21 protein-coding genes are annotated in these 26989 nt (G+C 50.7%); 10 read left to right on the top strand and 11 right to left on the bottom strand.

What is annotated here, in order from left to right; translation table 11 throughout:
* Positions 1 to 228 precede the first annotated feature (228 nt).
* Genes HRU79_08970 through HRU79_08960 form a run of 3 tightly spaced genes read left to right on the top strand, consistent with a single transcriptional unit; the run spans position 229 to position 5390 of the window.
* Positions 229 to 1794 (top strand): 30S ribosomal protein S1, encoded by a 1566-nt coding sequence (locus HRU79_08970; protein ID QOJ26770.1) that lies wholly within the window; start codon positions 229 to 231, stop codon positions 1792 to 1794.
* Positions 1795 to 1802: 8 nt separating this feature from the next.
* The gene (locus HRU79_08965) at positions 1803 to 2471 is read left to right on the top strand and encodes a hypothetical protein (GenBank protein ID QOJ26769.1); all 669 of its coding nucleotides are present in this window, start codon (positions 1803 to 1805) and stop codon (positions 2469 to 2471) included.
* Positions 2472 to 2501: 30 nt separating this feature from the next.
* Positions 2502 to 5390 carry a S8 family serine peptidase gene (locus HRU79_08960; protein ID QOJ26768.1) on the top strand — a complete coding sequence of 963 codons (2889 nt, stop codon included), beginning with the start codon at positions 2502 to 2504 and terminating at the stop codon, positions 5388 to 5390.
* Here HRU79_08960 and rlmD read toward each other — a convergent pair.
* Positions 5387 to 6811 carry a 23S rRNA (uracil(1939)-C(5))-methyltransferase RlmD gene (gene rlmD / locus HRU79_08955; GenBank protein ID QOJ26767.1) on the bottom strand — a complete coding sequence of 475 codons (1425 nt, stop codon included), beginning with the start codon at positions 6809 to 6811 and terminating at the stop codon, positions 5387 to 5389. The genes HRU79_08960 and rlmD overlap by 4 nt on opposite strands.
* 40 nt (positions 6812 to 6851) lie before the next feature.
* Here rlmD and HRU79_08950 point away from each other — a divergent pair, with 40 nt between their 5' ends.
* The 3 genes from HRU79_08950 to HRU79_08940 are packed head-to-tail and all read left to right on the top strand — an operon-like array spanning position 6852 to position 10884.
* Complete coding sequence (locus HRU79_08950) at positions 6852 to 7886, top strand: magnesium transporter CorA family protein (protein QOJ26766.1); 1035 nt, start codon at positions 6852 to 6854, stop codon at positions 7884 to 7886.
* A gap of 46 nt (positions 7887 to 7932) precedes the next feature.
* Complete coding sequence (locus HRU79_08945) at positions 7933 to 9027, top strand: N-acetylmuramoyl-L-alanine amidase (protein QOJ26765.1); 1095 nt, start codon at positions 7933 to 7935, stop codon at positions 9025 to 9027.
* 45 nt (positions 9028 to 9072) lie between these two features.
* Entirely contained in the window at positions 9073 to 10884 is a 1812-nt protein-coding gene (locus HRU79_08940; GenBank protein QOJ26764.1) for an ABC transporter ATP-binding protein, read from the top strand.
* A 9-nt stretch (positions 10885 to 10893) separates the two neighbouring features.
* On the opposite strand, the gene HRU79_08935 is transcribed toward HRU79_08940, so the two are convergent.
* Genes HRU79_08935 through rlmB form a run of 4 tightly spaced genes read right to left on the bottom strand, consistent with a single transcriptional unit; the run spans position 10894 to position 15988 of the window.
* Positions 10894 to 12585: a glycosyltransferase family 39 protein gene (locus tag HRU79_08935; GenBank protein QOJ26763.1), complete on the bottom strand. Its 1692-nt coding sequence runs from the start codon at positions 12583 to 12585 to the stop codon at positions 10894 to 10896.
* Positions 12586 to 12617: 32 nt separating this feature from the next.
* Positions 12618 to 13643 (bottom strand): site-2 protease family protein, encoded by a 1026-nt coding sequence (locus tag HRU79_08930; protein QOJ26762.1) that lies wholly within the window; start codon positions 13641 to 13643, stop codon positions 12618 to 12620.
* A complete protein-coding gene (gene lysS, locus HRU79_08925; GenBank protein ID QOJ26761.1) occupies positions 13630 to 15159 on the bottom strand; it encodes a lysine--tRNA ligase in 1530 nt (509 codons plus the stop codon). The genes HRU79_08930 and lysS overlap by 14 nt, the downstream gene beginning before the upstream one ends.
* Before the next feature lie 40 nt (positions 15160 to 15199).
* Positions 15200 to 15988 (bottom strand): 23S rRNA (guanosine(2251)-2'-O)-methyltransferase RlmB, encoded by a 789-nt coding sequence (gene rlmB / locus HRU79_08920; GenBank protein QOJ26760.1) that lies wholly within the window; start codon positions 15986 to 15988, stop codon positions 15200 to 15202.
* A gap of 51 nt (positions 15989 to 16039) precedes the next feature.
* Here rlmB and HRU79_08915 point away from each other — a divergent pair, with 51 nt between their 5' ends.
* Positions 16040 to 16486, top strand: a complete 447-nt coding sequence (locus HRU79_08915) for a hypothetical protein (GenBank protein ID QOJ26759.1) — start codon at positions 16040 to 16042, stop codon at positions 16484 to 16486.
* Positions 16487 to 16510: 24 nt separating this feature from the next.
* On the opposite strand, the gene HRU79_08910 is transcribed toward HRU79_08915, so the two are convergent.
* The 3 genes from HRU79_08910 to HRU79_08900 form a co-directional block, all read right to left on the bottom strand.
* Positions 16511 to 17746 carry a PD40 domain-containing protein gene (locus HRU79_08910; GenBank protein ID QOJ26758.1) on the bottom strand — a complete coding sequence of 412 codons (1236 nt, stop codon included), beginning with the start codon at positions 17744 to 17746 and terminating at the stop codon, positions 16511 to 16513.
* A gap of 141 nt (positions 17747 to 17887) precedes the next feature.
* Positions 17888 to 18412, bottom strand: a complete 525-nt coding sequence (locus tag HRU79_08905; GenBank protein QOJ26757.1) for a M15 family metallopeptidase — start codon at positions 18410 to 18412, stop codon at positions 17888 to 17890.
* 125 nt (positions 18413 to 18537) lie between these two features.
* Positions 18538 to 18849 (bottom strand): hypothetical protein, encoded by a 312-nt coding sequence (locus HRU79_08900; GenBank protein ID QOJ26756.1) that lies wholly within the window; start codon positions 18847 to 18849, stop codon positions 18538 to 18540.
* Positions 18850 to 19376: 527 nt separating this feature from the next.
* On the opposite strand from HRU79_08900, the gene HRU79_08895 reads away from it, so the two are divergent.
* Positions 19377 to 19733 (top strand): helix-turn-helix domain-containing protein, encoded by a 357-nt coding sequence (locus HRU79_08895; GenBank protein ID QOJ26755.1) that lies wholly within the window; start codon positions 19377 to 19379, stop codon positions 19731 to 19733.
* A gap of 124 nt (positions 19734 to 19857) precedes the next feature.
* Positions 19858 to 20547, top strand: a complete 690-nt coding sequence (locus tag HRU79_08890) for an IS3 family transposase (GenBank protein QOJ26754.1) — start codon at positions 19858 to 19860, stop codon at positions 20545 to 20547.
* Positions 20548 to 20959: 412 nt separating this feature from the next.
* Here the strand turns inward: HRU79_08890 and HRU79_08885 are convergent, their stop codons facing one another.
* From HRU79_08885 to HRU79_08875, 3 genes are all read right to left on the bottom strand, one after another.
* Positions 20960 to 23500 (bottom strand): T9SS type A sorting domain-containing protein, encoded by a 2541-nt coding sequence (locus HRU79_08885; protein QOJ26753.1) that lies wholly within the window; start codon positions 23498 to 23500, stop codon positions 20960 to 20962.
* A gap of 404 nt (positions 23501 to 23904) precedes the next feature.
* Complete coding sequence (locus tag HRU79_08880; protein ID QOJ26752.1) at positions 23905 to 25392, bottom strand: hypothetical protein; 1488 nt, start codon at positions 25390 to 25392, stop codon at positions 23905 to 23907.
* Positions 25393 to 25492: 100 nt separating this feature from the next.
* Positions 25493 to 25960: a hypothetical protein gene (locus HRU79_08875; protein ID QOJ26751.1), complete on the bottom strand. Its 468-nt coding sequence runs from the start codon at positions 25958 to 25960 to the stop codon at positions 25493 to 25495.
* Positions 25961 to 26232: 272 nt separating this feature from the next.
* On the opposite strand from HRU79_08875, the gene HRU79_08870 reads away from it, so the two are divergent.
* On the top strand, positions 26233 to 26448 hold the full coding sequence (locus HRU79_08870; GenBank protein ID QOJ26750.1) for a hypothetical protein: 216 nt from the start codon (positions 26233 to 26235) through the stop codon (positions 26446 to 26448).
* Positions 26449 to 26989: the final 541 nt, after the last annotated feature.

The raw sequence follows: 26989 nt of genomic DNA, 5'->3' as shown, positions 1-26989 counted from the left end.
CAGGGGTTTTTATATTGTTGATTGTGTTTTAGCCTGCAAAGATACGGTAAACGGGGGTTTTTACAAGACGGAATGGTATTCATCGGTCAGAGTCGAAGCAGCGAATAGTGAAGGGGCTCCGGTAACTTTCTGCCTGCAATAGTTGTTGACTGGGTTTTTACCCTTAACTTCGCTGTCCTGTTAAGTTTAACCGTTTCTTTTAATCGTTTATTCACTGCTGGTTCCGACATGTCTGACACCAACAACGCCCTCGGCAACACCGAGGCTTCTGAACACAATGAGCCAACATCCCCCGTTGAGGGAGTCGCTCCGGTTTTAACCGATTTACCTTCTTCACAACCGGCTGATGGCCCCGCAGCAGCAGACGAAACCCCGGCTGAATCCGTTGACGGGAGTACTGCCGACACTCAGCCGCAGGCCGCTCCGGCACCGCCTGCCACCCCGGCAGCAGCGGCAAAGCCCATTATTCAGGCTACACCAACAATCACGACACCACAGATTGTGGGACAGCTTTCTGCTGAAGAGTTTGCAAAAATGCAGGAAGATGAAAAGAAACGTCGTGAAGAAGAACGTGAGCGTAAAGAGCACGAGAAGAAAGTACGTGAAGCCGCATTTGCTAAGCTTTCTGAGTATAAAAACAATAACGAAGCATTCAGTGTTACCATTGCTGAGCGCGTAAAAGGTGGTCTCCGGTGCGACTTTGAAGGGTTGCGCGTTTTCCTCCCGGCTTCGCACTTTTCGGCAAAGAAAAACACAACCGAGGCTGAACTCAACGAGGCAGTAGGTTCGTCGGTCAGCGTGAAAATTCACGACCTGCAGAATGACGAGAATGGGTTGATAACAGCCGTTGTAAGCCGACGTGACATTCTGCTCCATGAGCTGTGGGATTCCATTGTCCCCGGCTCCATTCATGATGCCGTTGTCAGCTCTGTTGTGCCGTTCGGTGCCTTTGTTAATATTGGCGGTGTGGAAGGTCTGATTCACATTTCCCAGTTGTCGAAAACCAGGATTGCAACCGCTGATGAGGTTGTTAAGAAAGGTGACAAGATAAAGGTGACCGTTTTGGAGGTTGACAAGGAAAAGAAAAAACTTTCACTCAGCCATAAAGAACACGAAGCAGATCCGTGGTCCAGCGTTGCGGATGTGTTTAAGATTGGTACCGTAGTAAAAGGTATTGTGCGGCGTATTACTGATTTTGGTGCATACATTCAGGTGGCATCCCGTGTAGAGGGACTGCTTAGAGCGTCGGAGCTTTCGTGGACACGTCGTATTAAACATCCGTCTGACGTTCTCACCGTGGGCCAGGAAATCGAAGTCGTTATTCTTGAACTGAACCTGGACAAGCATCAGATGGCGCTGGGGTACAAGCAAATCCAGCCCAACCCTTGGAACGACATCGAGTCAAAGCTTCCGGTTGGAACCAACATCAAGGGCATTGTCCAAAAAGTTACCCCTCAGGGGGCTGTGGTCAGATTGCTTGACGAGTTTGACGGTTTCATGCCGCGAAGCAAGATGGGTCCGCTAAAGCAAGGCGCAAAAGCACCGTTCGAGGTGAATTCCGAAATTGAGTGTTGCGTTGTTGACCTTAATGCTGCTTCGGCCTCGGTAATCATTGCTGCTCTGGATGCCGACGGGACTCCGTTTTCCGGTGGCTCGCGCGGTGGCAGCGTCCACGAGGGTGGTTCCCGTCACCGCGATTCGCAGGCTGGAACCAAGCACACCGAGCCCGCCGCCTCAGGGGTAACCATTGGCGACCTGCTCCGCGAAACCGATAAGTCAAAGCTTAACAGTTAAGGTGCGGAATGCGCGCACTGATCATTGTAATTCTTCTCGTCTCGAGGTGGAATTTGTATGCGCAGTACGCCGAGCCAAAACTGTATGGAACGGAAACCCAGTTTGGCTATACCACTGCACAAGATAGTGCATTCTCACAAGCATCGAAAACAACTGTCAGCGCACGCATCCGCTTTGCGGATGCGTGCCGGCAGTACTTAGAGCTTAGCACAGCCGTTACCGCAATTCAAACCGAGCTGAGTCCGTGGCAGCAGGCAATGCAGAATATTGCCGCCATCACGCCGGAGATGATAGCACCCACACCTGAAGAACGAACTCAGCACGCCATCGGAATCCGTAATTCCCAGTATGTTCCGGGCGTCCTTCTCTACCCGATGGGCTCGGGTAATTTTCAGATGTCGTTTTCAAGCATTGGCAACCTCCTTGGCCTGACCGAAGATGTATCACCCAGGCTGGTGTACTCCGTACCTGAGCCATGCGAGGTTCGGATAACGATCTATTCACCGTCGGCTTTACAGGTTCGTACCCTTTTTCAGGGTACTCAGCACACCGGTACGTATACGATTGACTGGGACGGGAAGAATAATGCGGGCAGATATGCGGGTAGAGGCGACTACATTGCAGAAATTCATGTTGGCTCGTTCTACATTATCCGTAAAAGGATTTCTCTTCCGTAACCGTTTTCCCCACCCTCAGTCTGTTCAAGCATGATGGTAAAACTCCTCTCGGTTATTCTGCTCGCTGTATGCCTGAACAATACTCTCCATGCTGCCCAGAGCGTTGTAGTACGCTTTGCCGACACGTTGGTTGCCCGTACCTGGATGGCGCAGGGACGCAAGGGGCCGGTTTCACAACTTACATCGCTGATCGGAGCCCACACAACCCGTCCGTACGTGTCCGATGCCGTGATTCGCGCCGTGCATAAACACATGGGATATTCACTGCAGGTAGAGCAGCTTCTAAGCACCCATACCGTTCCGGAAGCAATACGACGTTTGCCCTTGCTGTGCGTTATTGACTACAAGGATCCGGTGCCACCCCATATACTTGCCGGTAAGTTGCATAACCATACATATTTTGACTTTATCGAGCCACTGCCACAATACCAGCTGGCGGACCTGCCGTCCGATCCCTATGTTGCCGAACAGTACTACCTTCCGTTGATTCGGGCGTTCCAGGCCTGGGACTCACTCCCTCCTTCTGCAGCTCCCGTCATCGTTGGAATTGTGGATACGGGAGTAGATACTGCACATGTAGACCTGAAGGGATCAATTGCACGGAATACGGGCGAAACCGGTACTGATGAAACGGGGAGAGATAAAAGGTTTAACGGTAAGGATGACGACGGGAATGGGTTTGTGGATGACTGGTTCGGGTGGGATTTTGTGGGTGCAGACGGGGCATCCCCCGATAATACGCCCCTTCCCGGCAATTCACATGGAACCCACGTTGCCGGTATCGTTGCAGCCCAGGTTAATAACAGCATTGGAATCGCCGGGGTGGCTAAAAATGTTACAGTCCTCCCAATTAAAGTAGGGCGGGATTCTCCCTTTAGCAGAAACGTGGAAAATACTGCAGAGGCTCTCCTGTATGCTGCGGCTGCGGGCTGTAACATCATTAACTGTTCGTTTGGCAGTGCGTCGGCTTCGTTTGCCGATGCCGATATCGTACAGGCAGTAACAGCCATGGGTGCCCTGATTGTTGCCGCAGCCGGTAACGACGGGACCGATCAGGCGTTCTATCCTGCTGCTCACCCCGAGGTGCTGAGTGTGGCTGCTACCGATAGTTCCGACAGACGGGCCTACTTCTCAAATACTCACAGGTCTGTCGATGTTGCAGCACCGGGTGTACACATCTTTAGTACGATGCCAAATAATACGTTCGACTACCAGGATGGAACCAGCATGGCGTCACCGGTGGCTGCCGGCGTGGCTGCTCTGGCCCTAAGCGCGCATCCGGCACTAAAACCCGCACAACTGCATTCACTGCTGAAAGCAAATACAATTAATATCGACAAACTCAACCCGGGGTTCGAGGGCAAGTTGGGTGCCGGACGTATTGATGCCCTGAACGCTGTACGGTTTGCCAACTCCCGGTATGCCGAAGTCGTTAAGACGGTGATTGTGAATGCAAATGGTTCCGACCTGATCGAGCCATTGGATACCGTACACCTGCATGTTGCTGTTACGGCACCACTCGATACGCTGAAAAGCGTACGCGTAGAGGTAGTCCCCGATTCATCGCAGTTTGTGTCCACCGTGTCTGTTACAACAGCGGTGGCCGGACTCATTGCTTCGGGTGACACCGTCACCATAAATGATCCATTCGTGATTTCGCTTCCAAAGCAACTTCCTGTGAACGGCAAACTCCAGGTCGTAATCCGGGTGTACGATGGTAATGACATTGTTGGAACAGCCATTGCCTCGGCTACCGTAAACCCGTCGTACAGAACAATCAACGGGAATAACCTTAAACTTACGGTTACCAATACCGGAACACTGGGATTTAACGACTATTCCGAAAACGTACAGGGTGTAGGATTCTGTTGGAATAACCAGCCAACCCTACTGTTCGAAATGGCACTGATGATAGGCGTTTCACCCACCTACCTGCCTAACGCCGCACGCGGTGCCGACACCCGGTACCGAGATTATTCGTTTATCGGCACCAGCCCTGTCACCGTTACAACCAACAGCGATTCGGCTACCCTGAAGGCAGAAACCACGTTCTCGGATGATAACGATCGATATAATCTTGGTCTGAATATTAACCATACAGTGATTCAGAATACGTCTGACAGTTTACGTGACTGCGCAATTATCACCTACACCATCACCAATACGTCCGACACCGTTCTACGAAACGTTTATGCGGCATCGTTTATGGACTGGGATCTTGGCACAAACGGAGAGGACGATGGTGTAGCCTGGGATCAGCAGCGTGGTATGGCTATCGTTCAGAATACAACCGATCCGGAATTACCCACGGTATGCGTTGCCATGGCCTCGGATCTTCCGGTTAATTTTACTGCTATCGACAATGCAGGCACCAATGCCGTACCAGGTATCTACGACAACTTTCTGCGTTCCGAGAAGTGGCTGTTTATGTCGAGCGGCAAATTCCGGACAAACAGCTCGGTTACAGATATCAGTATGACGCTGGGCGGCGGACCGTTTACGCTGCAGCCGAATGAATCACAGCAGATTGTGTACGTTATCGGCGTTGGGAGTGCTCTGCGCCTGGCATCAGAAGCTACCGAAAGCGGGAGGAATTACGCAGCTGAGCTTGGCCTAAACGCAAAACGGTATGTAGCTGAAAATGAGTCGGACCGGATTGATTACGTTATAAACGGACCCTTTGTGTCGGCCGCCAACCCGGTAAACGTGGCGTTCTCCCTGCTGGCCCCGTCATCCACACGCATCGAAGTTTATGATCTTCTCGGTAATCTGCTCAAGATTTCGCCGGAAACAGAAATCCTGCCGGCAGGTTCGCATCACACCCAGATTTCAATTCCGGATACAGCATCGGGTACCTGCTTTATCGTACTGCGCACCGTACGCGGCATCACTGCTTGTCCGGTGCAGGTGTTGCATTAATCCGCCAACCGCAGGCACGCAACTGCCTCAACGTGCGACGTCTGCGGGAACATATCAATTGTTTGCACCCATTCAAGGCTGTACAAAGGCTGCAGCATGGCAAGGTCACGCGCAAGAGTTGCGGGATTACAGCTAACGTAACTAACACGCGGAGGACGTAATGCAGAAATGTGTTCAACAATCTGGGGGTGCATACCGGACCGGGGCGGATCAACGATAAGAGTATCCGGTTTGGGATATTGTGCCAGGGATGCCAAAGCCCCTTTCGAATGCAGATCGAGAGCATAAAACTCAGCATTAGTAATTTTATTTAGCACCGCATTCTGTCTGGCATCAGTCACCGCACTCTGCACCAGTTCCAAACCGATTACAGCCCTTCCCTGCCGTGCTGCCGGCAGGCTAATCGAACCCGTACCGCAATACAGATCCCAAACTACATCCTGCGTGGTGATACCTGCTGCATCCAGAGCGGCTTGAACCAGCACTTCGGTTTGCCTGCTGTTGGTCTGAAAAAATGAAAACGGACTAATGCGGTAGGTAATACCAAGTACATTTTCTTCAAGAAAGGGTCGGCCTGCCGTTGCCGTAATAATACCAGTTGCAACCGGACTGCGGGTATCGTTTATGGTGTGAAGCAAACCGGAATCCGGAGGCAACAGCTGTAGAAGACCCAAAAACTCGTTCACTATACGCTGCTCATCGTCACCCTGCGGCGTGGTTGTGGTCAGGATACCCAGAACGGCTCCGGATGCCCGGCTGGTTCTGATTGTAAGATGCCGGAGGAAGCCCTCGTGACTGCGCTGATTATACGCAGGGACTGATCGGAGACCCGGAATGGAATGCACCGCACTAAGCAATGTGTTGGCTGTACTGCCCTGGATTAGGCACTGTGAGATGTTGCGGACTTTGTCAAACCGTCCCTTCACATGAAGTCCAAGTGCAAAACTGCGGTCGAATTCCCTGCCTGACTCGATTTCGGCAGTTGTAAGCCATGCGGAGGAAGAAAACGAAAACTCCATTTTATTACGATAGCCATATTGGTGTTCTGACCCAATCGGCACCCGATACTGCACCTCATGAAATCCGCCTATTCGCTGCAATGCATCCTGCACCTGCTGGTGTTTCCACCGGACCTGTTCATCATAGTTACAATGCTGCCACGAACAACCGCCGCAGACGCCGAAGTGCTCACAGGGTGGCTGAACGCGCACCGGTGACGTAGAGTGGAGCAATACAGCCTCGGCTTCTACATACCGCCGGTGACGCCTGCGAATACGAGCCGTAACGTTCTCGCCCGGCAAAGCCCCCTGCACAAAGTACACAACGCCGTCAGCTCGGCCCACGCTTACGCCCTCAGAGCTCATGCCGTGTACTTCAATTTCGATGTGTTCTGTGTCTGCGGATATTTTCCTGCGTGCCATTCGGTAGTTTTGTACGTAAACGAGTGAATACACCAAACGCATGATCTTCATACGTCAGCTACATTTAAACGAATGTAAGGAACCGAACATAGATACGGTCCTGGCAAAACCGCCGGGAGAGTACTCCGCCAACGAGACAGTATGGATTGACATGCAGGATCCAACTGCCGACGAAACGGCAATGATCCTTACCGGATGGCTGGGCGTTCATGATCTGGTGGTGGAAGATATTGCACACTCCGCCTTGTCAGACTCTCATGGTGGCTGGAAGATGCATCCTCCGAAGGCGGAACAGTTTGATGATTACCTGTTCCTCATCTACCGGACAATTGAGCTTCCCAAACACCTCAGTACCGATAGCCATCATACACTCATCGATAGACTTCTGCAGGCCCAGATAAATATCGTGCTGAATAAGGGCGTGTTTGTAACCATACACATCGGATCGCTGAATTCGGTTGATACTGTGCGCCAGTCCATTGACAAAAATCCGCAGTTACTGCAGCGCGGACCTGACTTCCTTGCTGCAATGGTTGCCGATGCAGCCGTAAAACACCTGATTGCCGTTCATGACAGCATTATCAGCCGGCTGTCAGAGCTTGAACGACTTGTGCTGAAATCAACTGCAGAGCGCATAGTTCTTCGGCTTCAGCGCATGAAACGTCACCTGCTTCAGTACCGCATGGCCATCGTTCACATGAATGAAATGATGCAGCGCCTGTCACGCGGTGATTATAAATATGTTGATATTCAGGAGGCCGCCTACTTCAGAGATGTGTACGACAACACCATCCTGGCAGAAGAACAGATCGAGCTGTTACGAGAAGAGATTAAGGGGCTTATCGATTTGCACTTCTCAATTTCGCAGTCACGGCTGAATGAAATCATGCGCAGGCTTACCGCTCTTGGCACGATTTTTCTGCCGGTAATGACAATTGCCAGCTGGTACGGAATGAATTTTGTACACATGCCGGAGCTTGAGTTCTGGTGGACGTATCCTGCAATCACGCTTTTTGTCACGCTTACGGTTGTTGTTTTATTTGTGTTCTTCAAACGTCGGGGCTGGCTTGATTAACACTGCCTTTGTCACACGCATTGTTCAATCAATGCTTGTTCTGAGTATGCCAGCCATTCTCCTGTCGCAAGGGCGCATTACCGCCATTCAGTGCACTGCTTTTGCCGACACTGTGCAGATTGTTTTTGTGGCTACCGACACTATCCGGGAGTATCACCGGCCCGAAGTTACTGCCGGCAAGGCTATCGTCAGATTCCCAAACATGCAGTTTGCCGATACAGCACGGCTTAGCGGATGTAAGGGTGTTACAGTTTCCACAACACAGATACGAACCTTTGCGGTGGCACGGTGCGACGTAGGAAGTTTTGAGGCTGTCAGCATAAAACGAAGCGGCCCCTTCAGAGTAATCGTGCAGTTCACCGGTACATCGGTACAGACACATGCGGTGGCAGGCACAACCACAGCACCTCCCAGGCAAACCGCAGCCTGGGAACTTGATGTTGTAGTCCTTGATCCAGGCCACGGTGGCAAGGATGTGGGAGCAAAGGGCGTTAACGGGGTGTATGAAAAAGACGTTACCCTAAGCATTGCTAAACAGCTCCGAGACCTTATTCAAAAGGAGCTGCCAAAAACCAAGGTTGTAATGACGCGCGATGATGATACATTTATTGAGTTGTACAAACGCACACAAATTGCCAACGAAGCCAGGGGGAAGCTGTTTGTAAGTATTCACTGCAACAGTATGCCTACGATACCTAACCCGGCACACGGATGCGAAACCTACATCCTGCGTCCTGGCCGCAATGCCGATGCAGCCGGTGTTGCCGAACGTGAGAACGCATCAATTCAGCTGGAACAAAACACGGGGAAATACTCACAGTTAGATGCAGACCGGTTAATAGTTGCAACAATGGCACAGCACAGCTTCGTTCGTTTTTCAGAAGAATTCGCCTCGCTTCTTCAGCGCAACGTATCGGCAAAAACCGGTTTGCACAACCGAGGTGTAAACCAGGCCGGTTTCTACGTACTGGTAGGTGCTTCCATGCCCAACGTATTATTCGAAACAGCCTTCCTGAGCAACCCGTCCGATGCCGAATATATTAGCTCCGCCAAGGGTCAGCAGCAACTGGCACAGGCAATGCTAACAGCCATTACGTCATACGCCAACTTCTATCGTAAGTCAATAGACAAAACACATTGATAGCTTTGCACTGCACCGATGTTTAAAAAACCGTAGAACCCTCTGTTGAACAATCACAGTATTAAAGAACTCATTCAGCGTATCCTGCCTTTCGTACAGCCATTCTTTACGCTCATCGTGTTCAGCTTTATTGCCAACATGCTGTTTGCGGCTGCCAACGCTGCTATCCTGGCATCGGTAGAGCCGGTGTTCCGGACACTGTTTAACGCAGATGCTGCATCGGTGATGCCACGGGTAGGAACCGACACCAGCAGCTTAAAATCGTGGTATGATGCATTTATACAAAAGCTGATTATTGGCGAAACATTCTACATCTCGATCCGCAACCTCAGCATCTTCATCTTTGTTCTGTTTGCCATTCGAGGACTGCTTAAATATTTAAGTCGGATTATCAGTGTACGCATGGAAGAAGGGATCATGAAGTCGATCCGTGACACCATGTTTTTACGGCTTACCAGTCTGAGCATGGACTTTTTCGGTCGAAACAAAACCGGCAACATTATTTCACTACTTACCAATGACGTAGGCGTGCTAAACCATTCGGCCATAAACTCGGTTACAGGCTTGTGGCGTGAGGGTATAACGGTTGTTATTTACGTAGCACTGTTAATTGCAATCAGCCCGATGCTAACGGCAATTGCTTTACTCATAAGCATTGGCAGTTTCCTGGCAATACGGCTAAGCACGAAGCTCCTACGCAGGTATGGAGCAAGGATGCAGCATGCCCAGGCTAACTATACCAGTACACTTCAGGAAACCGTTCACGGTATCCGGGTGGTCAAGGCACTTGCCGTTGAGTCAACCATGCTGAAGCGATTTTCCTCGCAAACGGCTCACTATGTTCACACCGCTCTGCGCAACGAACGGGTAAGCGCTCTTGTCCCGGTTGTTAACGATACCTTTGGCATCCTTGCCCTTGTCGGTGTTTTCTTTGCTGGCGGGATGGCTCTTGAAAGCGGACAGATCGTTGCTTCGAATCTTGTCACCTTCCTGTTCCTGCTGTTTGGTTTAATGCAGCCGATAACATCCATTGTTAGCACCATCGCCAGTATGCAGCGCGGAATTGCGGCCGCGCAGAATGTTGCCGGCCTGCTGGACGAACAACCAACCATTACGGACGGCAGCAGCAAGCCCGGTACGTTTTCCACGGAACTCGCCATTAACGATGTAAGCTTTTCATACGGAAGCGGCAATGTACTCCGCAACATCACCCTGAATATTCCACGGGGCGAGACCGTTGCCTTCGTTGGTGCCAGCGGTAGTGGCAAGAGTACTCTGCTGGATCTTGTCTTGCGGTTTTACGATCCGCAGCAAGGCAATATCAGTTTTAATGGTCAGGATATCCGCACGTTTAGTCTGCCGGAGTACCGCTCGATGTTTGGCATGGTAAGTCAGGAAACAATTTTATTTAACGACACAGTGTTTGCCAACATTACCCTGGGAATGGAGAATGTTACCAGTGAGCAGGTAGAGCAGGCTGCTCGAATTGCTCATGCTCACGATTTTATCTCGCAGCTGCCGGATGGATACAACACAGTGATCGGAGATCGCGGGATGCGTCTGTCCGGTGGACAGAGGCAACGCCTGGCTATTGCCAGAGCTGTTGTGCGCAACCCCCAGATTCTGTTGTTCGACGAAGCAACATCTGCTCTCGACACCGAGAGCGAGCGGATAGTGCAGGCAGCCATCGGTAACGTACTGTCAAACCGTACTGCCATTGTTGTTGCACACCGGCTAAGTACAGTAGTGCATGCCGACAAGATTTTTGTTTTTGACAACGGTACAATTGTTGAAACCGGTACTCACAACGAGTTGCTGGCCATGAATGGTGTTTACACCCGCCTGTATGCCGGATAGTATTGAGCTTTAGTTCTTCACCAGATAGGTGTACTCCTCGCTCGTCCACTCAACATTGTACAATGCTGCCAGACCGGCAACAACCTCGGTTTGCACCTCTTTCGAAACCGAAGGGTGATAGTAAACAATTACAGGTTTACCCATTACTGCCAGCTGAGCAACAACGTCCAGCGAACTTTCTGTCTCTGGAAGCGCAACCGGTGTGTAATTCTGTAAAGGGGCTTTGCCATCCGAATATACCTGCAAATACCACGCTATTTGTGGGTTTAGCGAGTCGGCATCGTTATGCCGGTGATACACGTAACCATACGCTGGCATTCCCGAGTCAGTTAACCGCAAGGCTACCTCACGTCCGCCTGTAACGTCTTCCGGACGTCCATTCCAAATCACCTGTGCTGATGATATCGCGCCGGCAGCAATCAGGATTATAATGACCGGCTTAAACATACGGACGGCAAGTGGCGTGGTAATTCTGGCTGGAAGTATCAGCGGAACAATAAGCGCTGCTGCCGCAAACAGCAGCCAGGGCAACATCTCCAGCGGAGCAGAGCGGGCAATATGTCGGATCCCCGGCAGATATGCCCAACAGGCTATCATGAGCAGTATCATAAACACTGCAAGTGTCATGCTGCGTTGCCACCTTCCGATTATTCGTTCAAAATTGACTACTGCTGCAAGTATTGCCGGCGGGAGTATCATCACCGTGTAGTGCGGATTCTTGGTAGCAGCAACTGTTAGTGGGATAAACGTACACACCAGCCACAGATAAATTACAGCCTTGAATCGCTGACGTGACTGCTGCGGGTTACCCGTGGTAAACAGCAGCCGAACCATGCCGGGGAGTTCCTTTACCGGCAACAGCAACGCCACAAGAACAAACGGCTGGGCAACCAGGAGTTGATTCACGTAATACAGCAATCCCAAACTCCTGGAGTTACCCTCTACCGCGGTAGTAACCTGGTGTAGTGACAGTGCCTGCAGAAACGGAGCCCCATGCTGAAGCGCCATTGATACATACCATGGCAATGCAATACCCAGACCCGTCAGCACGACAATTACTGCAGTTTTTCTGGTTTCGGGTAATGCGAATAATGGGATGGTGAAGAGTACAGGAAGTACTCCAACGGTAAGTTTAGACAGCATTGCAAACCCAAGCCCCGTTCCTGCAGCAACAGTAGCAAGCAGCATCTGCCTGTGCCATACTTCGCATCCGCGCTGCCGCAAAACATAAATCCTCATCACCCCCCACAGCGTGAGCAGCGAGAATGCAGCCAGCGGCACTTCCTGCATTGCCTGTCGTGAATACACAACCCAATGCAATGCCGTACCCAGGAAGACGGTTCCGTACACCGCCATTCGTGTGTCGGCAACCATCATCAGTATCAGGTACACCAGCAGCATTGCTGCTGCGGATTCAGCCACAGTAAAGAATCGAACGCCAAGTGCCGTCTTCCCGAAAATTGAAATCCCGGCAGCAGACTGCCACGAGACAAGAGGTGCAGGAATTGCAGAGTAGAGTCCGCCCAACGTATGTTCTGACTGATCTACCACCTGACCTGTCTGCGCGATTGCATTGGCCCGTACCGCATACAACCCTTCGTCCCACGGCTGGATCTCAACTCCGCCGATACGGGTTAGGTATGCCACCGCAATAAGCAGCACTGTGGCGATAATGGTATGCTGCTGCGAGGTTAACTGCATTGCCGGTACGAATAAAACACTGCGACTATACCTTAAGTAACAAAGTAAACAAAGCGAATGGGAAGGCAGAGCACCAAAATCACTAAAGCCAGCCACCCTATCATTGTTCGAACCGGGCCAATCGGCGATGAGTCCGGAAGCTCGGGATGATGAATCCGGACCAGGAAACGCACAAACAGTGCCCACACCAACCATCCTTCACCAGCCTGAAACAACCAGGGTGCGGTTGTAACCATCATGTGAAGCGGCTTCCCTATGCTGTCCTGCAACATCCGTATCCATTCAACGGGTGTTGGTTCCATCAGCACCGTATTCACCTGACCAAGCACCGAAAGAGCTCCGGCAGCAAACATAACCCACCACAGAATGCTTGAAATCCTGCGCTGCATACGTCCACCAACCAGAGCATACAAAACGTGTCCGCCGTCCAAGCTCCCAAACGGCGCCATATTTAACGCCGTAACGAAGAGGCCAAACCAACCAACACATAAAAAAGGATAGTGATATACTTCGTTCATTGGAGGAATCCAGCCGTTAACCTGCAAACCAAACCAACGGAACAGGGTGTATAGCGGCATCTCACCAAAGTACATGCCGCTACGTGGAATTTCCTCGAGCAGACGGTATTCGGGATGATACGTATAAATACTTTCGAATCCTGGAACAGTGCCGTAGCCAATGCCCAGGATCACCAGGCACACCGCAAAGCCGGCGAGTGGTCCGGCAACGCCGATATCAAACATTACCTTCCTGTTTGGTATCACTGAGCGGGTTTTTATCACTGCCCCCATCGTCCCAAACGGAATAATCTGTAAGAATGGCATTGGTATAAAATAAGGGAGTGTGGCATCCACATCATGAATACGGGCCGCGATATAGTGCCCAAACTCGTGGGCCGACAGGAAGCTCATGATGAGCAGCGCATAGGTTATTCCATGACCCCACAGTGTGATATCCGAATAGTCCGCCATAGCCCATGCAGTGCCGGCCATCATGGTGCTAATAAAGGTTATTGCAAACAGCAGGGCATGAAGCCAGAGTTTATCAGGCTTCGGCATTACTACGCTCCGGTTTCATTTGCGGGAAGAAAATAACATCCCGAATACTGTCGTTACCCGTTAGCAGCATCACCAAGCGGTCAATACCAATTCCCAAACCTGCCGTAGGCGGCATACCTGCATCGATGGCGTGCAGGAAGTCTTCATCAACAACCATGGCTTCGTCATCACCCGCCGCACGGATACGTGCCTGTTCTTCCAGCCGTGCGCGCTGATCGATGGGATCGTTAAGCTCCGAGAAGCTGTTGGCAAGTTCCTTACCGTTCACGTAGAGTTCAAAGCGTTCCACCAGGCCCTCCTCGGAGCGGTGTGCCTTGGCAAGCGGACTCATCTCAACCGGATGATCGGTAACAAAGGTTGGCTGGATAAGGTGAGGTTCTACTTTCTCGCTGAAAATTTCATCAAGAAGCTTCATTGCACTCCACTGGGGGTCATGCTCCACCTTTAACTCACGCGCTGCCTGCACAAGCTGCTCGCGCGAAAGCCCACGCAATGGCTTACCGGTGTACTGTTCTAACAGGCTAAACATTGAGGCACGGACAAAGGGTTTGGAGAAGTCGATAGTGGTTGATCCATCCGCAGTCTGTATCGTTGTTGCTCCAACAGTAGCAGCAATCGAACGCACGAGATCCTCGGTGAGATCCATCATCCACAAATAGTCCTTATACGCCACATAGATTTCCATACTGGTAAACTCGGGGTTATGGGTTTTATCCATCCCTTCGTTACGGAAGTTTTTCGAGATCTCGTACACGCCTTCAAAGCCGCCAACGATAAGCCGTTTTAGGTACAGCTCATCGGCAATACGCAGGTACAGGTCCACATCCAGAGCATTGTGGTGGGTAGTAAACGGACGTGCCGTTGCGCCGCCATACAGCGGCTGAAGAACCGGTGTTTCTACTTCAAGCCACCCGCGTTCGTCAAAATATCGTCGCATCGTTGAGATGATCTTTGAGCGAACAACAAACGTTTCCTTAATCTCCGGATTGGCTATTAAATCAAGATACCGTTTCCGATAGCGTTGCTCCTTGTCGGCAAAGGCACTATACCGGTGCACATTCCCCTGATCGTCAGTTTCTTCCTTGGTGAGTGGTATCAGCGTTATGCTCTTGGTTAGCAGGGTAAACTCGCGTACATGGATGCTGATTTCACCCATCTTAGTACGGAAAACATAGCCCCTTGCCCCTACAATATCGCCTATATCAAGGAGTCGCAGATGGTCGTACCAGTCGGGCAGATCGTCCTTTCGCAGATACAACTGAATCTTGCCTTCCTGATCTTGAATATGGCAGAAGCTTGCCTTCCCCATTTTTCGAAAGCTAACTATCCTGCCGGCAACATAGACGTCGGCAAGGAGTTCCGGATGCTCATCGCTAAATGTTGTTAATATCTCGGCGCTCTGGTGTGTTTTTGGAAAATTCACCGGATACGGATTGATACCCAGTTCACGCAGCTCAGTGAGTTTATGCCTGCGTTGTTGTTCCTGATCGTTAAGAGAGAGTTCTGTCATGTTCATTCAAGCTTTCGAAACCGCAAAAATAGAAGATTCACCGGCCTTACGCTGTTCGCTGACGAACGGCCTCGAACAGCACCACGGCTGCTGCCACCGATGCGTTCAGCGATGCGATTCTGCCGTGCATTGGGATTTCCACTACAATCGAGCATTCTTCCAGCACGCGCGGGTGAAGCCCTTCGCCTTCGTTGCCAATCACCAGAGCCGTAGGCCCGCGATAGTCTGCCTGTGTGTAGGGGGCTTGGGCAGGCGTAGCTGTGCCAACAACCGTCCACCCCTGTGTACGCAGGGCACGCACCGTTGTGCTCACCCTTGGCACCTTGCATACCGGCAGCAGCTCCAATGCACCAGCCGATGATTTAACCGCAGCGGGTGTAATCGGCGCACTGTACTGGTCTGGGATAATCAAACCGTAGGCACCGGCACATTCGGCACTGCGTGCAATAGCACCCAGATTATGAGGGTCTGTAATCCCATCGGCAACAACAATCAGGGTGTTGGCAGCGAATGCCAAAGCCCCTTTCACAAACTCGTCAAACCCGAGTAGTGTCCGCGGTGCCCGGAGAGCAACAACGTTTTGTGCGGCATGCTGCTCAAGCGAAAGCTCTTTTTCGAGTGCTGCAAACTTTCGCTTATCCATGGTAGCCACTGCCACGCCGGAGCGCTCGGCTGCGGCCCGAAGCTTGTGAAGCTCGGGGTCAGCAGCACCGTAGGCGAAGAAAATTTTCTCCAGGGTAATGCCACCGGCTAATGCTTCGGCAATGGCGCGCTTGCCTACGATGTATCGCTGGTGGATGCTTGGGACGGAGGATGGGGGTTGCTGGTATGCCATAATGCGGTATGTTTTTTTATGCAGCTACAAAGCTATGCGCTATCTTTGACTATGAGGTTTGTAAGTGTTTTTTTAGTTCTTGTTCTTGGATTACTCTCCGCAGGCTGTTACAACTACCTGGAGCGTCCGCGGCCCATGTACATGCGTTGTCCGGTTGAGAAAAATGAGTACATGCGCTCAGCAATCAACATTTTCGAAAACAACGGCTACAAGATTATTGAAGCCGACACGGCAAGCGGGATCCTGATGGTTCGCGACTCGATCACCGAGGTTGCCTACCGGTACACGGCCCTAACCCGAACGTGGCGGATCAGACATTTTACTGACAGTGTGGAGATTCAGGTTTGGAGTGTTAGCTCACGGATGGATGGCAGTGATGTGACACAAACCTGGGATAAAAAGTGGGGCGATGAGATTGTAAAAGACTGGATGCGTCCGGTGATGATTGCATTGGAATCCACCTGCGGTCTGGGCTCCCCACTTGCTCCACGACCGTAAGGGACTTGGCTACCCTCCACTATCTCAGTTAATAATGAAAAGTTTAACGATTGCAATAATCTGGTTATTCTGACTGAGTTGGCCAACATACATCCCAGCGGGGAGTTCACCGCGCTGGAAGACCACACCTTCACCGTTCAAATGATGCAATTCCCGTACTGTTTGCCCTACCATCGTATGAACTGTTAGTGTTGCATCCCATAGCGGAATATCTGTCCGCAATTCAGTTTGCTGCATAAATGGGTTGGGTTGCACCTCGGAGTTCAGTTTACTTCCCGGAACCTGAGCCGAAGCAACGGATCCGCACAGCATGTGTGCCGAAATAAATGCATTGTTTACGTTTTTCAATACATGCGTGATTGCTCTTGTTGCAAGATTAACGTTTCGGATCTGGAAGTCGTTCACAAAGAGGGTGACGTTGTGATACCAAATCTCGGCGTCATCGCATGACCAGAAGATACTTCCGCCATTTGCGCCATTATCATCAACCAGGGTTGTCAGATTATCTCCGGTGATATCTACTACCTTGATATCTGCATCGGAGTACGCCATGTTCCCGTCGGAAAACGCTATCCTGTCGCCCCTGTGCGAAAAACACGGATCGTGCACTCTGCCGGTCCCGGAGGTGATTTGCACTGGTGTTCGGATCGTATCAGCAGTCCGATCATATTCGGCTACAAAGAGTTCCAGTTTTGTTAAATCAAATGTGGGCGTGTTATTGGGGAAACCGCAGAAAACAATTTTCGATCCATCGGGTGACCATGCAGGGTCAATCATCCACCAGCGTGAGATCTGTTTCGGGTAATGTCCGCCGCTATCCGTTACAAACCCGTACCACCAATCTTGTCCTCCCGGTACGGCCGCCATGATAAGTTTATGACCATCCGGACTATACTTGGCAACACCGTGGGCAGACCAATGATGGGTTTTTTTATCAATCAAGAGGACCGGGTCAGATCCGCTGCTATCGTACTGCCATAGTTCTGCATTCTCATAGTCATTTTGGTTTTTACCGGTGGCAGTATCAGATCTGTACGTTATGAATTTTGTATAATTCGGATGTGCATACACCCACCAGTAGTTGTAGCCTGGCTCCCTGATAAGAAGCTTAGGATTGCTTCCATCGGGTTTACCTTGGTATAGCTGAAACGGTCCTGTTTGGTTGCTGAAGTACAACAGTTCATTGGCTGACTGTGCAACCGCCACCAGTGCAGGAAGCAGAACCGATACCAGTGCGCATCCAACAATGTGGAAAATCATGTGTTCATTATTTTCTGTGGCACGTCACCGAACCAATTACCAAACACCAAACTAAACGATAACAGGCAACCATACAACAGCAAACATCATCAGACACAATAAACGCTTCTATCACTGCTTACCGGCCTATCTGAACCACAACTACTCGTCCAGAATTGCAAATTGTTCCCACCCATTGACATCAAAATGCCACCATTCAGTAGGCAGAACGCTAAAACCGTTGGCATGCATGTACGATGCCAAACGTCGGCGGTTGGCCAGGGTTTCGTCAGGCAGCTCTAAAAAGGTTATCGATGAGCGCTCGGTAAACTCATCGTAGGCCGACCCCATATCCAATTCGGCGCCGGAAGAGTCGCACAATGTTAAATCCACAGCGCAGCCCCGGTTATGGCGCGACCCCTTTGCCGGATCGGCAACATAGCGTTCATCGGGCACGATACTCCACATTAGTTTTTGAACGCTGAGCGGACGGTAGGCATCGAACACCTTGATTTGGTACCCATCCTTCCTGGCTTGCTTTTGTACCTGTGCAAGTCGGACTGCCACAACACGTCGGGCGCGTAGCGTATCATTCGGGTATAAGATCTGTTTAGTAAAATTATTTACCGTTGCATACCGAACATCAGTGAGCAAGTCCGGAATATAATCTTTCAGATTAACCAGCACCGTATCCTCCGGGTTAAATCGTAAAGTGTGGGAAGGGGGCTGAGCCAATGCGATTCCCCCCGCACACAGCACCACCAGCACGGAATAAAGTACCAAACTAAAGTGCAGCCGGCGGGAACACAGTCTCATCCGAAGTCCGGTATCTCCATTTCAAGCATGTAGGTGGCAAGTGTTTTCCCCTGCGCATCCAGCTTCAGGCTAACCGTACCACCTCCACCCAGGGTATTATGGAGCACAAAATTCAATGCCCACAAATTTGGCAGCTCGTACCGCTCTACAGGGCCCAGGCAGATGCCTTCGAAGTGCTGCTTAACACGTTCTGCGGTAACATGTTCGCGAATGTGGGGGTAGTACTCCTCTTTAAAGGCTATCACACCACAATTGGCTGCATCGCCCTTATCGCCTGACCGGCCATGTGCTATTTCACGAAGTTTCATCGTAACACTCACAGTAATGGATGGCAAAATACGAAATATGGGGATGGCCGTCCGCCCCCCCCAAACGCGCAAGCGCCCCCACCCCCCGGCCCCCTCCCCAAACGCGCAAGCGCCCCCACCCCCCGGCCCCCTCCCCAAACGCGCAAGCGCCCCCACCCCCCGGCCCCTCCCCAAACGCGCAAGCGCGTTTGGGGAGGGGGAGGCAGAATCATAAGATTTGTTAGATTTTTAATGGTCAGAACGTGGGGCCACGGCCGTGCGCCTGAAAGAGACAGCCCGCAAATTATTATGGTAATTTTACTTGATACTTCATGTGGGCGACCATGCGGGACTGGGCGACCACACGGGGTCGCCCATACATACTACTGACCGTTCAATTTTCATCTTTTTTTTCGTTGATTCGTGTGGGTGGGTTAAAAACTCTCGGGCTGGGTTAAAACCCTCCCCTACTGATTTCCCTGGAGTGGTCCTGAAAAAGTGGACACTACGGAAAAGGTGTAATTTTCCCAAAACCTTAGGAAAGAGCAATGAAACACGCACCACATTTTTATGATGAAACATTTAAACGTCGCGCCCTGGAGATGGTAGCTGCGGGACGTACGCTGGCCTCGGTGGCCCGTGAGCTTGGCATCGACGTCAAGCGACTATCGTACTGGAAGCGTACGCTTGGAGCTGCAGCAGCTGCCGGACAGAAGACACCTGACGAGCTAGCCGCCGAAGTACGGGCCTTGCGCAGGCGCGCCGAGCGTGCAGAAATGGAGCTGGCTATTTTAAAAAGCGATGTCGATCTTTGCCGCTTCGCCGGGAAGGGACTGAAATACATGTTTATCAAAACCATCAGCACTGTTGGCCGGTGCGCCTGCGGTGTCATGTGCTGCAGGTGAGTGCCAGCGGCTACTATGCCTGGTTGAAGCGCCCCGAACCTCGGCACAGTGCCGATGAGCGTGAGCTAGTGCTTGCCATACGCACGATTGATGAGAACCCAGGCATACAATCGGCAGCCGCCGGATGATCGAGGAACTCCACCGACGCAATCTCGTGGCTGGCCGCCACAAAGTACGCCGGCTGATGCGGGAAGACGGCATCCGTGTCAAGCGCACGCCCAGGCGCGCATCCGTGCAGACCACCGATTCGCAGCATCAGCACCCGGTGGCCGAAAACCGGCTCAAGCGCAACTTTACCGTCACGGCACCGAACACCGTCTGGGCAGCCGACATCACCTATGTGCCGACCAACGGTGGCTATGTGTACTTGGCGGTGGTGATGGATTTGTTCTCGCGTCGCATCATTGGCTGGCATCTGTCAGAGACGATCACGCAACAGCTCACCATCACGGCACTCTGGAAGGCCTGGAAGAACCGTTCTTATGCCACCGGCATGCTCATTCATAGTGATCGCGGTTCGCAGTATGCTGCCGCTGGCTACCGCCAGTTTCTGACTGACTACTGCAAAGCAACGCAGAGCATGAGCCGCAAGGGAAACTGCTGGGACAACGCACCAGTAGAATCCTTTTTTGCCACGCTCAAGACCGAAGAATTCAACGACATCAACTTCGTTGATCTCGAGCACCTAAAGCGTCAGGCAGCACACTACATCGAGAACATCTATAATCGCAGACGACTGCATTCAACACTTGGATATACAACCCCCGTTGACTTTGAAAACAACTACTTTCGTAATCAAAAACACCTACACTAATGTGTCCATTTTTGTAGGACCACACCACCCCGCACTCCGTCCACCATACCTCATCCCGCGCACCCGTTCTGCACTGCCTAACCTCGGCAAATTTCCAAGCGGACAGTTTACGCCCTTCGGGCCCCTCCCCCACCGCCGCCACCATCTTGCTTCACCACCTACCACATACAGCACGGCCGGTTGGCTGCGTTGCGCAGCCTACGATAAATCCATTAGGAATTCCACAGCAATTGCTTTCAGGTATAGTGGGAGAGTGATAGGGAAATGTGACGTTGCCCCCAGCCCCTTTCCCCATATTAAACCCCTGTGGCTCCTGCTCCTGGAGGTTATCTCGAGACGGTCATATTCGATGCCCGTCAGGATCCGGAACGTCATTACCGGGATAAAGGAAAGTAAACTCCTTTAATTCTGACTATTTCCTGATGAATTCCCCTCGGGCTAACACCTTGTTCCCTTGGGTCAATTCGCAGAAATACACGCCCGGCGTTAATTCTGAAACGTCAGCTTTGGTTTCAACAGTTGTCACGGTAATGTTTTTACAGAGAATGCCTGCTGCATTGACGATTCGTAATGTAATTCCTTCCCGGATATCACTGTTTTCATATCGAATGGTAATCATGCTTTCTGCCGGATTAGGGATAATGTTAAAATTCTTTACGTCGGGAATCCATGCCACACTTGTAGATGTCGTTTCTACAGACCCGACCTTGATGCCGTTGCCAAAGCTGGTTACCCACAATTCCTTCTCGTTATATGGATTGAAGAAGACCCTCTCCGGTTGCCTGAACGGATAACTGTCAACAAGATTCCAGTCCGGAATGTCCTGGCCCATGGTTTGAGACATCCAAAGCCCTTGCGTTTCAGTAGTAAGGTAGGCTTCATTCGGCCTCATCGGATTGAATGTCAGAGAAGTTACTCTGTGGAAATTGCTTCCGGTGAGCTTGGTCCAGTTCAAGCCTCTGTCTGTCGTTTTGTAGAGTCCACCCAGATCGTTTGGTGCCCCACCCCATCCGCTGAAAACGCAAACGTACCACGTGTTTTGCGTGGCATCGTTCGGGTCAATGATGATGTCCTTGGTCCAGTAATACATGTCGGTACTGCTGCGGTCAGACCAGGTATTGCTTGCCGGATCATAGAGGAAAACACCCGACGAAGGCGTGAACGCCCCCTGGTCGTCCCTTCTGCCGGAATAGGTACAGAGCACTCTCCCGTCTTCCAGTACTTCGATGCAGGCCGGATGTCCTTCAGTTCGCGGAGGTTCGGGCAATCTCGTCCAGCTTGTTTCACCCATGGCATTCAGGTTTTCCGTCTTGTAAATTCCACCCTCGGATGGCAATGCTGCTGAGCCCGTATGGATGACCGATGCGTACATGGTGTTTGTGTTGTTCGGATCGACAGCCAGCCAGAATACCGGATGATTAAACTGGTGCAACGTTGCCCAGCTTTGCCCGTTATCTGTTGAATAGACAATTTTACCGTCGTTGTCATGGGCGTCCAGCAGTGCATCAGATAACCGGGTGCTCTGGTACATGTCATGTACATCCGAACAGGCAGCGAATATGGTGCCTGCTTCATCCTTCACCATCCTGTACACCGAATTAACCGCGAAGCCGGTATACTGGAATCCCCAGCTTTCACCGCCGTCAGTGCTTCTAATACCGCCTATGTCGCTGTAGCAGCCCATCATGACAGAATCGGTTTGCCAGAATATCTGCCAGCATGTAGTGGGTTCGAGCCCGATGCTGTGATAGGCTTTGTGTTTCGGTGTGGGTTGGCCGGCCGGATTCTCATCTGCCGGGTCAACGTAGGCCTGACGCCAGGTGTTTCCGCCGTCTGATGTCAACTGAATGTTGCTAAAATTCCCAAACATCACTTTCGAAGAGTTGAACGGTGCGACCGTAAGCCCGAAACAACTTTCACTCCACCACCACTTTTTGTCTCCGTCGTCACCTTCCCATCCGGTGATGATGTTCTGGTTTCCCCGTGTATTGAATATTTTCTTCCAACTGGTGCCTCCGTCTTCAGACTTCATTACCAAGGGGCCGCCTGTGAGATTGTCGGTTCCGCCCAGATAGATCGTGTTTATGTCGTTGTGTGCCATTGCCCCATACATGATGAAGTCGGTACTGAAGTCGATTCCCGAAGATTTTGGCAACCAGGTGCCGGATGCATTATCCATCACACAGACGGCTTTGGCGAACTCGTAATTATCCCATGGCATAACACCGTTATACACATCGTTTTTTGACGCCGTGATACAGACAAAACGTAAACTATCTTCTTTTTTGGCTCCCGCAAAGCTCCATAAAACGTGGCCTGGCGGGAATCCGGTTGCGGACATGACAGAAAAACTGTTTCCGCCATCGTTGGATACGATAATGCCGTCGTTAGTGCCTATGTAAATATTGCTGCCGTCCCAGAAAACGCCTCCGAGTATCAGCCCTGCACCGTTATCGTCAGCCTGTTTTATGAGTTTGAAGCTTGCTCCGCCATCGCCTGAGAAAAATATGTGATTGTAAGAACCAACCAGCAGTTGATTGGCATTGTGCGGGTTTGCTTTTAGTCTGTAAACGTCGTCGTATTCGTTAACACCATACGCCGTGAGTACGTTCCAGCTTTTTCCGCCATCCGTAGTTTTTGTCGGGAAATACCCATTGCCATCGTTGTAATTGCAATAGGCAATGTTGGGATTATTGGTGAATTCGTAGGTAGACAGTGCTGCCGTCTGCAATTTTCTGAAATCGACCTGATCATAGCTTTTACCGAAATCGCTGCTGTGGAACATTGCACTCATGTCGCAGCTTACGTAGAATTCGTCGTCGTTGTATGGATTGATTGTAGGGAAAAACAGGGAGCCACCCCCTCCAATGCCGCGAGGTTCAAAGGAAGCCGGCTGACTCATGGCCGATATGGATATCAGCACGGACAATGCGACAAACTGGAGCTTCGTCATAGTATTAAGATTTTAGGGTGAATAAATACGTTCAATGCATGCAGGCACAGATGAGAGTGCAACGAAAATAAAGGGGTCACAAATTGAACCCCACCGCCGCTCCCCACCGTGCTTCACCACATACCAATACAACCAGGCCGGTCGGCTGCGTTGCACAGCCTACATAAAACGTCATTAGGGATTCCACAGCATTTGCTTTGATGTTTAGTGGGAGGCGAAGAGGGATGTGTGACCCCGGTCCCTCTCCATAGTGCAAATCTGGTCCGCCACCAATGCATCAGACGTCTCAATATTCTGTTGATAACCATAATGAGCAAACTTGGAGGCCAAAGCCCCCCACAGAGAAGAAGTAAACCATCAGACTCTGTGTGTGAGATTATCCACATCGCCCTGGAGCTGACTACTTACTCCAGACTAATCGTTACAATCTTTTGTTCTTTCCCTTCAAAGTCAGTACAATACAGTATGTTTCCATCGTAATCCTGGGGCCGAATTCCGTCAGGTAGGAACCAGAAGCCAGTACACTTACCACTGGGTACGTCATGACGGGATACGCAGACAACATGCGTTCCTGAGCGTAAATGGGATATTTGTGGGTAGTGATTCTTTGTTGTTCGTGAAAACACCAAAACCTCATCTCGGCTCCGTGAACCGATAACACGGTAGAGAAGCTGTATTGAATCTGCAGCTTCCTTGACAGCTTCTACTGAACTGTTTCGTGTTATGTGCTTAATCCTTTCAAGTGCATTAATCGAATGGCGCTGCGGGTACTCAAGGTGCACAGTAGTGTAATTCTTCGACGATCTGTCATAAACATTTATCGTTTTCGAGAGACTTTGCAGTTCAACCATGTAGTGTGGTGTTTCGGTAACCCTGGCCCAATAAAAACCGGGGCAGTAGCTTGCCAATACTCCATCTGTAAACCCACCATGATAACTTGGCGTACCATCATTGGCGACACATAAGATGCTGGTTTGCGCTGTGTCGGGATCGGACGGCCAGTAGGCCGGTCTTCTTGCTACCCACAATGTTTTCGTGGAATCATCCCATCCCATACCTGGCAGTGTACGTGTGATACTACCATCGGGCAGGCCAATGACGGTAGCATTCCCAGTAGCCGGAGTATACCAATATCCGTAACAGATGCTGGTCATAAGATCCTGATCTGCGATGAGAATACTATCAGCATTATTTGATACGGCAACCAACATTGGCCGGTGAAGCGTTGGAATGTTGGTTGCCGAATCAAGGTGTTTCTCCCACAACAGTTTCGCTCCTGTCAAAACTGAATACCCATACAGAGTATAGCCTTCATCGCTGAGTACTACAAGAGTACCGGCATCAGAAGCATACTTCATGTCAGAATATGAGGATAGGCGCTTGCCGGCGCTCTGTGATATATCCACTATGGGTGTAACCTCCGGAAGCACAAACGGTTCTGATGGATCTTTTTCAGTTGCAAGACTCACAATTGATGTCCTGCACGCCTGGATATCAAATGTGTTTGTCCCGCCGGGTACGCCTACGTAGCGAACACTACCGTATTTATCTGCTACCATAATCACTGGATAGTTGGTGACATGGTGCAACTGTGCATACGCTCCCAATTCATCATAAATAACTTCTGCGTCCGGGAATTGTGACTTGATTTCCTCGTACTGCGTATACGAGCTTGTTCGTGCGTACACTACCGTTGGAAGACTGTTATCGCCGGCCAGATTCAGAACTGTCCGAACGTTTAGCATACACACTGAGCATGACTCTGTATTCACGTGCACAACCAGTCCGCCGCGCTGCCGTAGTACACGTGGTATGGCAATGCGGTCTGATACTGTTGTTGTGGTATAATACTGCAAACCCGATGCAGAATCTGCTCCCTGCGCTGTCACCATGTATGCTGTACAGCAACATACCAGAACTATCCACAAAAACCGGATTAACAAAACGCAGCCCCCTTCGTTAACGATGATAGCATTATAGCGGCTCGAAACTCTACGGAATATAGGGAAATAGCACTCTAAATGTACCATCCGGTTCAACCACGATGCCATCCAGGCTAACCTGCATATTAACATACGAAGGATATGCCGAGCATGCCGTAATCCGTACCGCGTATTCACCCGGAGCAAACGTGAAACCTGATTTCGGAATCGCCTGAGAGTCCACACCATTGACGTGATACCCGGTAACACCCGACACCTTACCCGTTAGAATCAAACCGCCCGGCAGAACCTCGTCGCACGGACCATCCGGGCCATCAACTGATACGATAACGTAGCATTCATTTCCCCCCGTAGGGCAATAAGCTGTTTGCTTGTCTCCAGCCGTCACATACTGTCTATTCCCTTGGCCGGGTTTCATCCGGACAAGTGTGTACTCAGCAGTAGCCGCCATAACCGAACCAAGATTGTAACAAAAGCCTGCAACAAACAGGAATGTGAGTTTCGTAAAGGCATTCATAGCCCCCTCCCAATTAATGTGTACAAATCAGTATTTATTTTCTAATGTAAAAAAAAAAATAGCATTATTCCAAATCATTGTATCTCATGGTCGCCTGAATCAGGACCTGATGTACTGTCACCATAGACTGAATCTCCGTCCTCAGTCCTCCGATGCGTACACAATAGTTTACAACCTGTCCCTTTCTATCCCCCAAATGACTGTAGAAGGACCCCTGATTGTACAAACAATCTTCACAAGAGACGTTGATGTGAACATACCAGAGCTGGAACATGGAAACCAAACGTGCGGTCCCGGAAGAAGCAGAGCGCGAAGGCACATCCCGTAAACCAGATAAAACGGCAAGTCAGGTCCACAACTGGAAGAACAAGCTCCAGGTATTGGGAGAAGCAGGATTGTCCGGCACTATGCGCAAAGCCGACCCTGAGACCCACCGGCTACGGTTAGAGAATCAGGCCTTCAGGCAGATGCTCGCTGAGCAAGCGTAAGCCTTACAAATCAGCTTTACAGCTCATGAGCCTTTCAATCAACTGACAATCACGAGTCCGCCTACGAAATATCTGGAGTTAGCCCAATATCCACATCGCCCTGGAGCTGACTACTTACTCCAGACTAATCGTTACAATCTTTTGCTCTTTCCCTTCAAAGTCAGTACAATACAGTATGTTTCCATCATTATCCTGGGGTATTATACCGTCAGGCAGGAACCAGAAGCCAGTACACTTACCACTGGGTACGTCATGACGAGATACGCAGACAACATGCGTTCCTGAGCGTAAATGGGATATTTGAGGGTAGTGATTCTTTGTTGTTTGTGAAAACACCAAAATCTCATCTCGGCTTCGTGAACCGATAATCTGCACTATGCAGTACGCCATATTTATCTTGTGACGGAATTCCTTTAAACCGCTGTTTCTCGACAAACTCCTGACTGTATGCCGGCATCCGGAAGGCGAGTAAAGCTAATAGCAACATTCTCACCATTTTATTTATTATGACGTTCATTGATAACCGCAGAGAATACAGGCC

It is taken from the genome of Ignavibacteria bacterium, assembly GCA_015709655.1.
Taxonomy (GTDB): Bacteria; Bacteroidota; Ignavibacteria; order Kapaibacteriales; family Kapaibacteriaceae; genus OLB6.
This window is presented reverse-complemented; position numbering and strand designations above follow the sequence as displayed.

Bases quoted from the DNA above. Each gene is read 5' to 3' on its own strand.
- HRU79_08965 (QOJ26769.1), top strand. From the start codon at position 1,803: ATGCGCGCACTGATCATTGTAATTCTTCTCGTCTCGAGGTGGAATTTG.
- HRU79_08900 (QOJ26756.1), bottom strand. From the start codon at position 18,849: ATGAAACTTCGTGAAATAGCACATGGCCGGTCAGGCGATAAGGGCGAT.
- HRU79_08970 (QOJ26770.1), top strand. From the start codon at position 229: ATGTCTGACACCAACAACGCCCTCGGCAACACCGAGGCTTCTGAACAC.
- lysS (QOJ26761.1), bottom strand. From the start codon at position 15,159: ATGAACATGACAGAACTCTCTCTTAACGATCAGGAACAACAACGCAGG.
- HRU79_08960 (QOJ26768.1), top strand. From the start codon at position 2,502: ATGATGGTAAAACTCCTCTCGGTTATTCTGCTCGCTGTATGCCTGAAC.
- rlmB (QOJ26760.1), bottom strand. From the start codon at position 15,988: ATGGCATACCAGCAACCCCCATCCTCCGTCCCAAGCATCCACCAGCGA.
- HRU79_08875 (QOJ26751.1), bottom strand. From the start codon at position 25,960: ATGAATGCCTTTACGAAACTCACATTCCTGTTTGTTGCAGGCTTTTGT.
- HRU79_08945 (QOJ26765.1), top strand. From the start codon at position 7,933: ATGCCAGCCATTCTCCTGTCGCAAGGGCGCATTACCGCCATTCAGTGC.
- HRU79_08910 (QOJ26758.1), bottom strand. From the start codon at position 17,746: ATGATTTTCCACATTGTTGGATGCGCACTGGTATCGGTTCTGCTTCCT.
- HRU79_08895 (QOJ26755.1), top strand. From the start codon at position 19,377: ATGAAACACGCACCACATTTTTATGATGAAACATTTAAACGTCGCGCC.
- HRU79_08870 (QOJ26750.1), top strand. From the start codon at position 26,233: ATGGAAACCAAACGTGCGGTCCCGGAAGAAGCAGAGCGCGAAGGCACA.
- HRU79_08885 (QOJ26753.1), bottom strand. From the start codon at position 23,500: ATGACGAAGCTCCAGTTTGTCGCATTGTCCGTGCTGATATCCATATCG.
- rlmD (QOJ26767.1), bottom strand. From the start codon at position 6,811: ATGGCACGCAGGAAAATATCCGCAGACACAGAACACATCGAAATTGAA.
- HRU79_08915 (QOJ26759.1), top strand. From the start codon at position 16,040: ATGAGGTTTGTAAGTGTTTTTTTAGTTCTTGTTCTTGGATTACTCTCC.
- HRU79_08880 (QOJ26752.1), bottom strand. From the start codon at position 25,392: ATGGTGACAGCGCAGGGAGCAGATTCTGCATCGGGTTTGCAGTATTAT.
- HRU79_08935 (QOJ26763.1), bottom strand. From the start codon at position 12,585: ATGCAGTTAACCTCGCAGCAGCATACCATTATCGCCACAGTGCTGCTT.
- HRU79_08890 (QOJ26754.1), top strand. From the start codon at position 19,858: ATGATCGAGGAACTCCACCGACGCAATCTCGTGGCTGGCCGCCACAAA.
- HRU79_08930 (QOJ26762.1), bottom strand. From the start codon at position 13,643: ATGCCGAAGCCTGATAAACTCTGGCTTCATGCCCTGCTGTTTGCAATA.
- HRU79_08950 (QOJ26766.1), top strand. From the start codon at position 6,852: ATGATCTTCATACGTCAGCTACATTTAAACGAATGTAAGGAACCGAAC.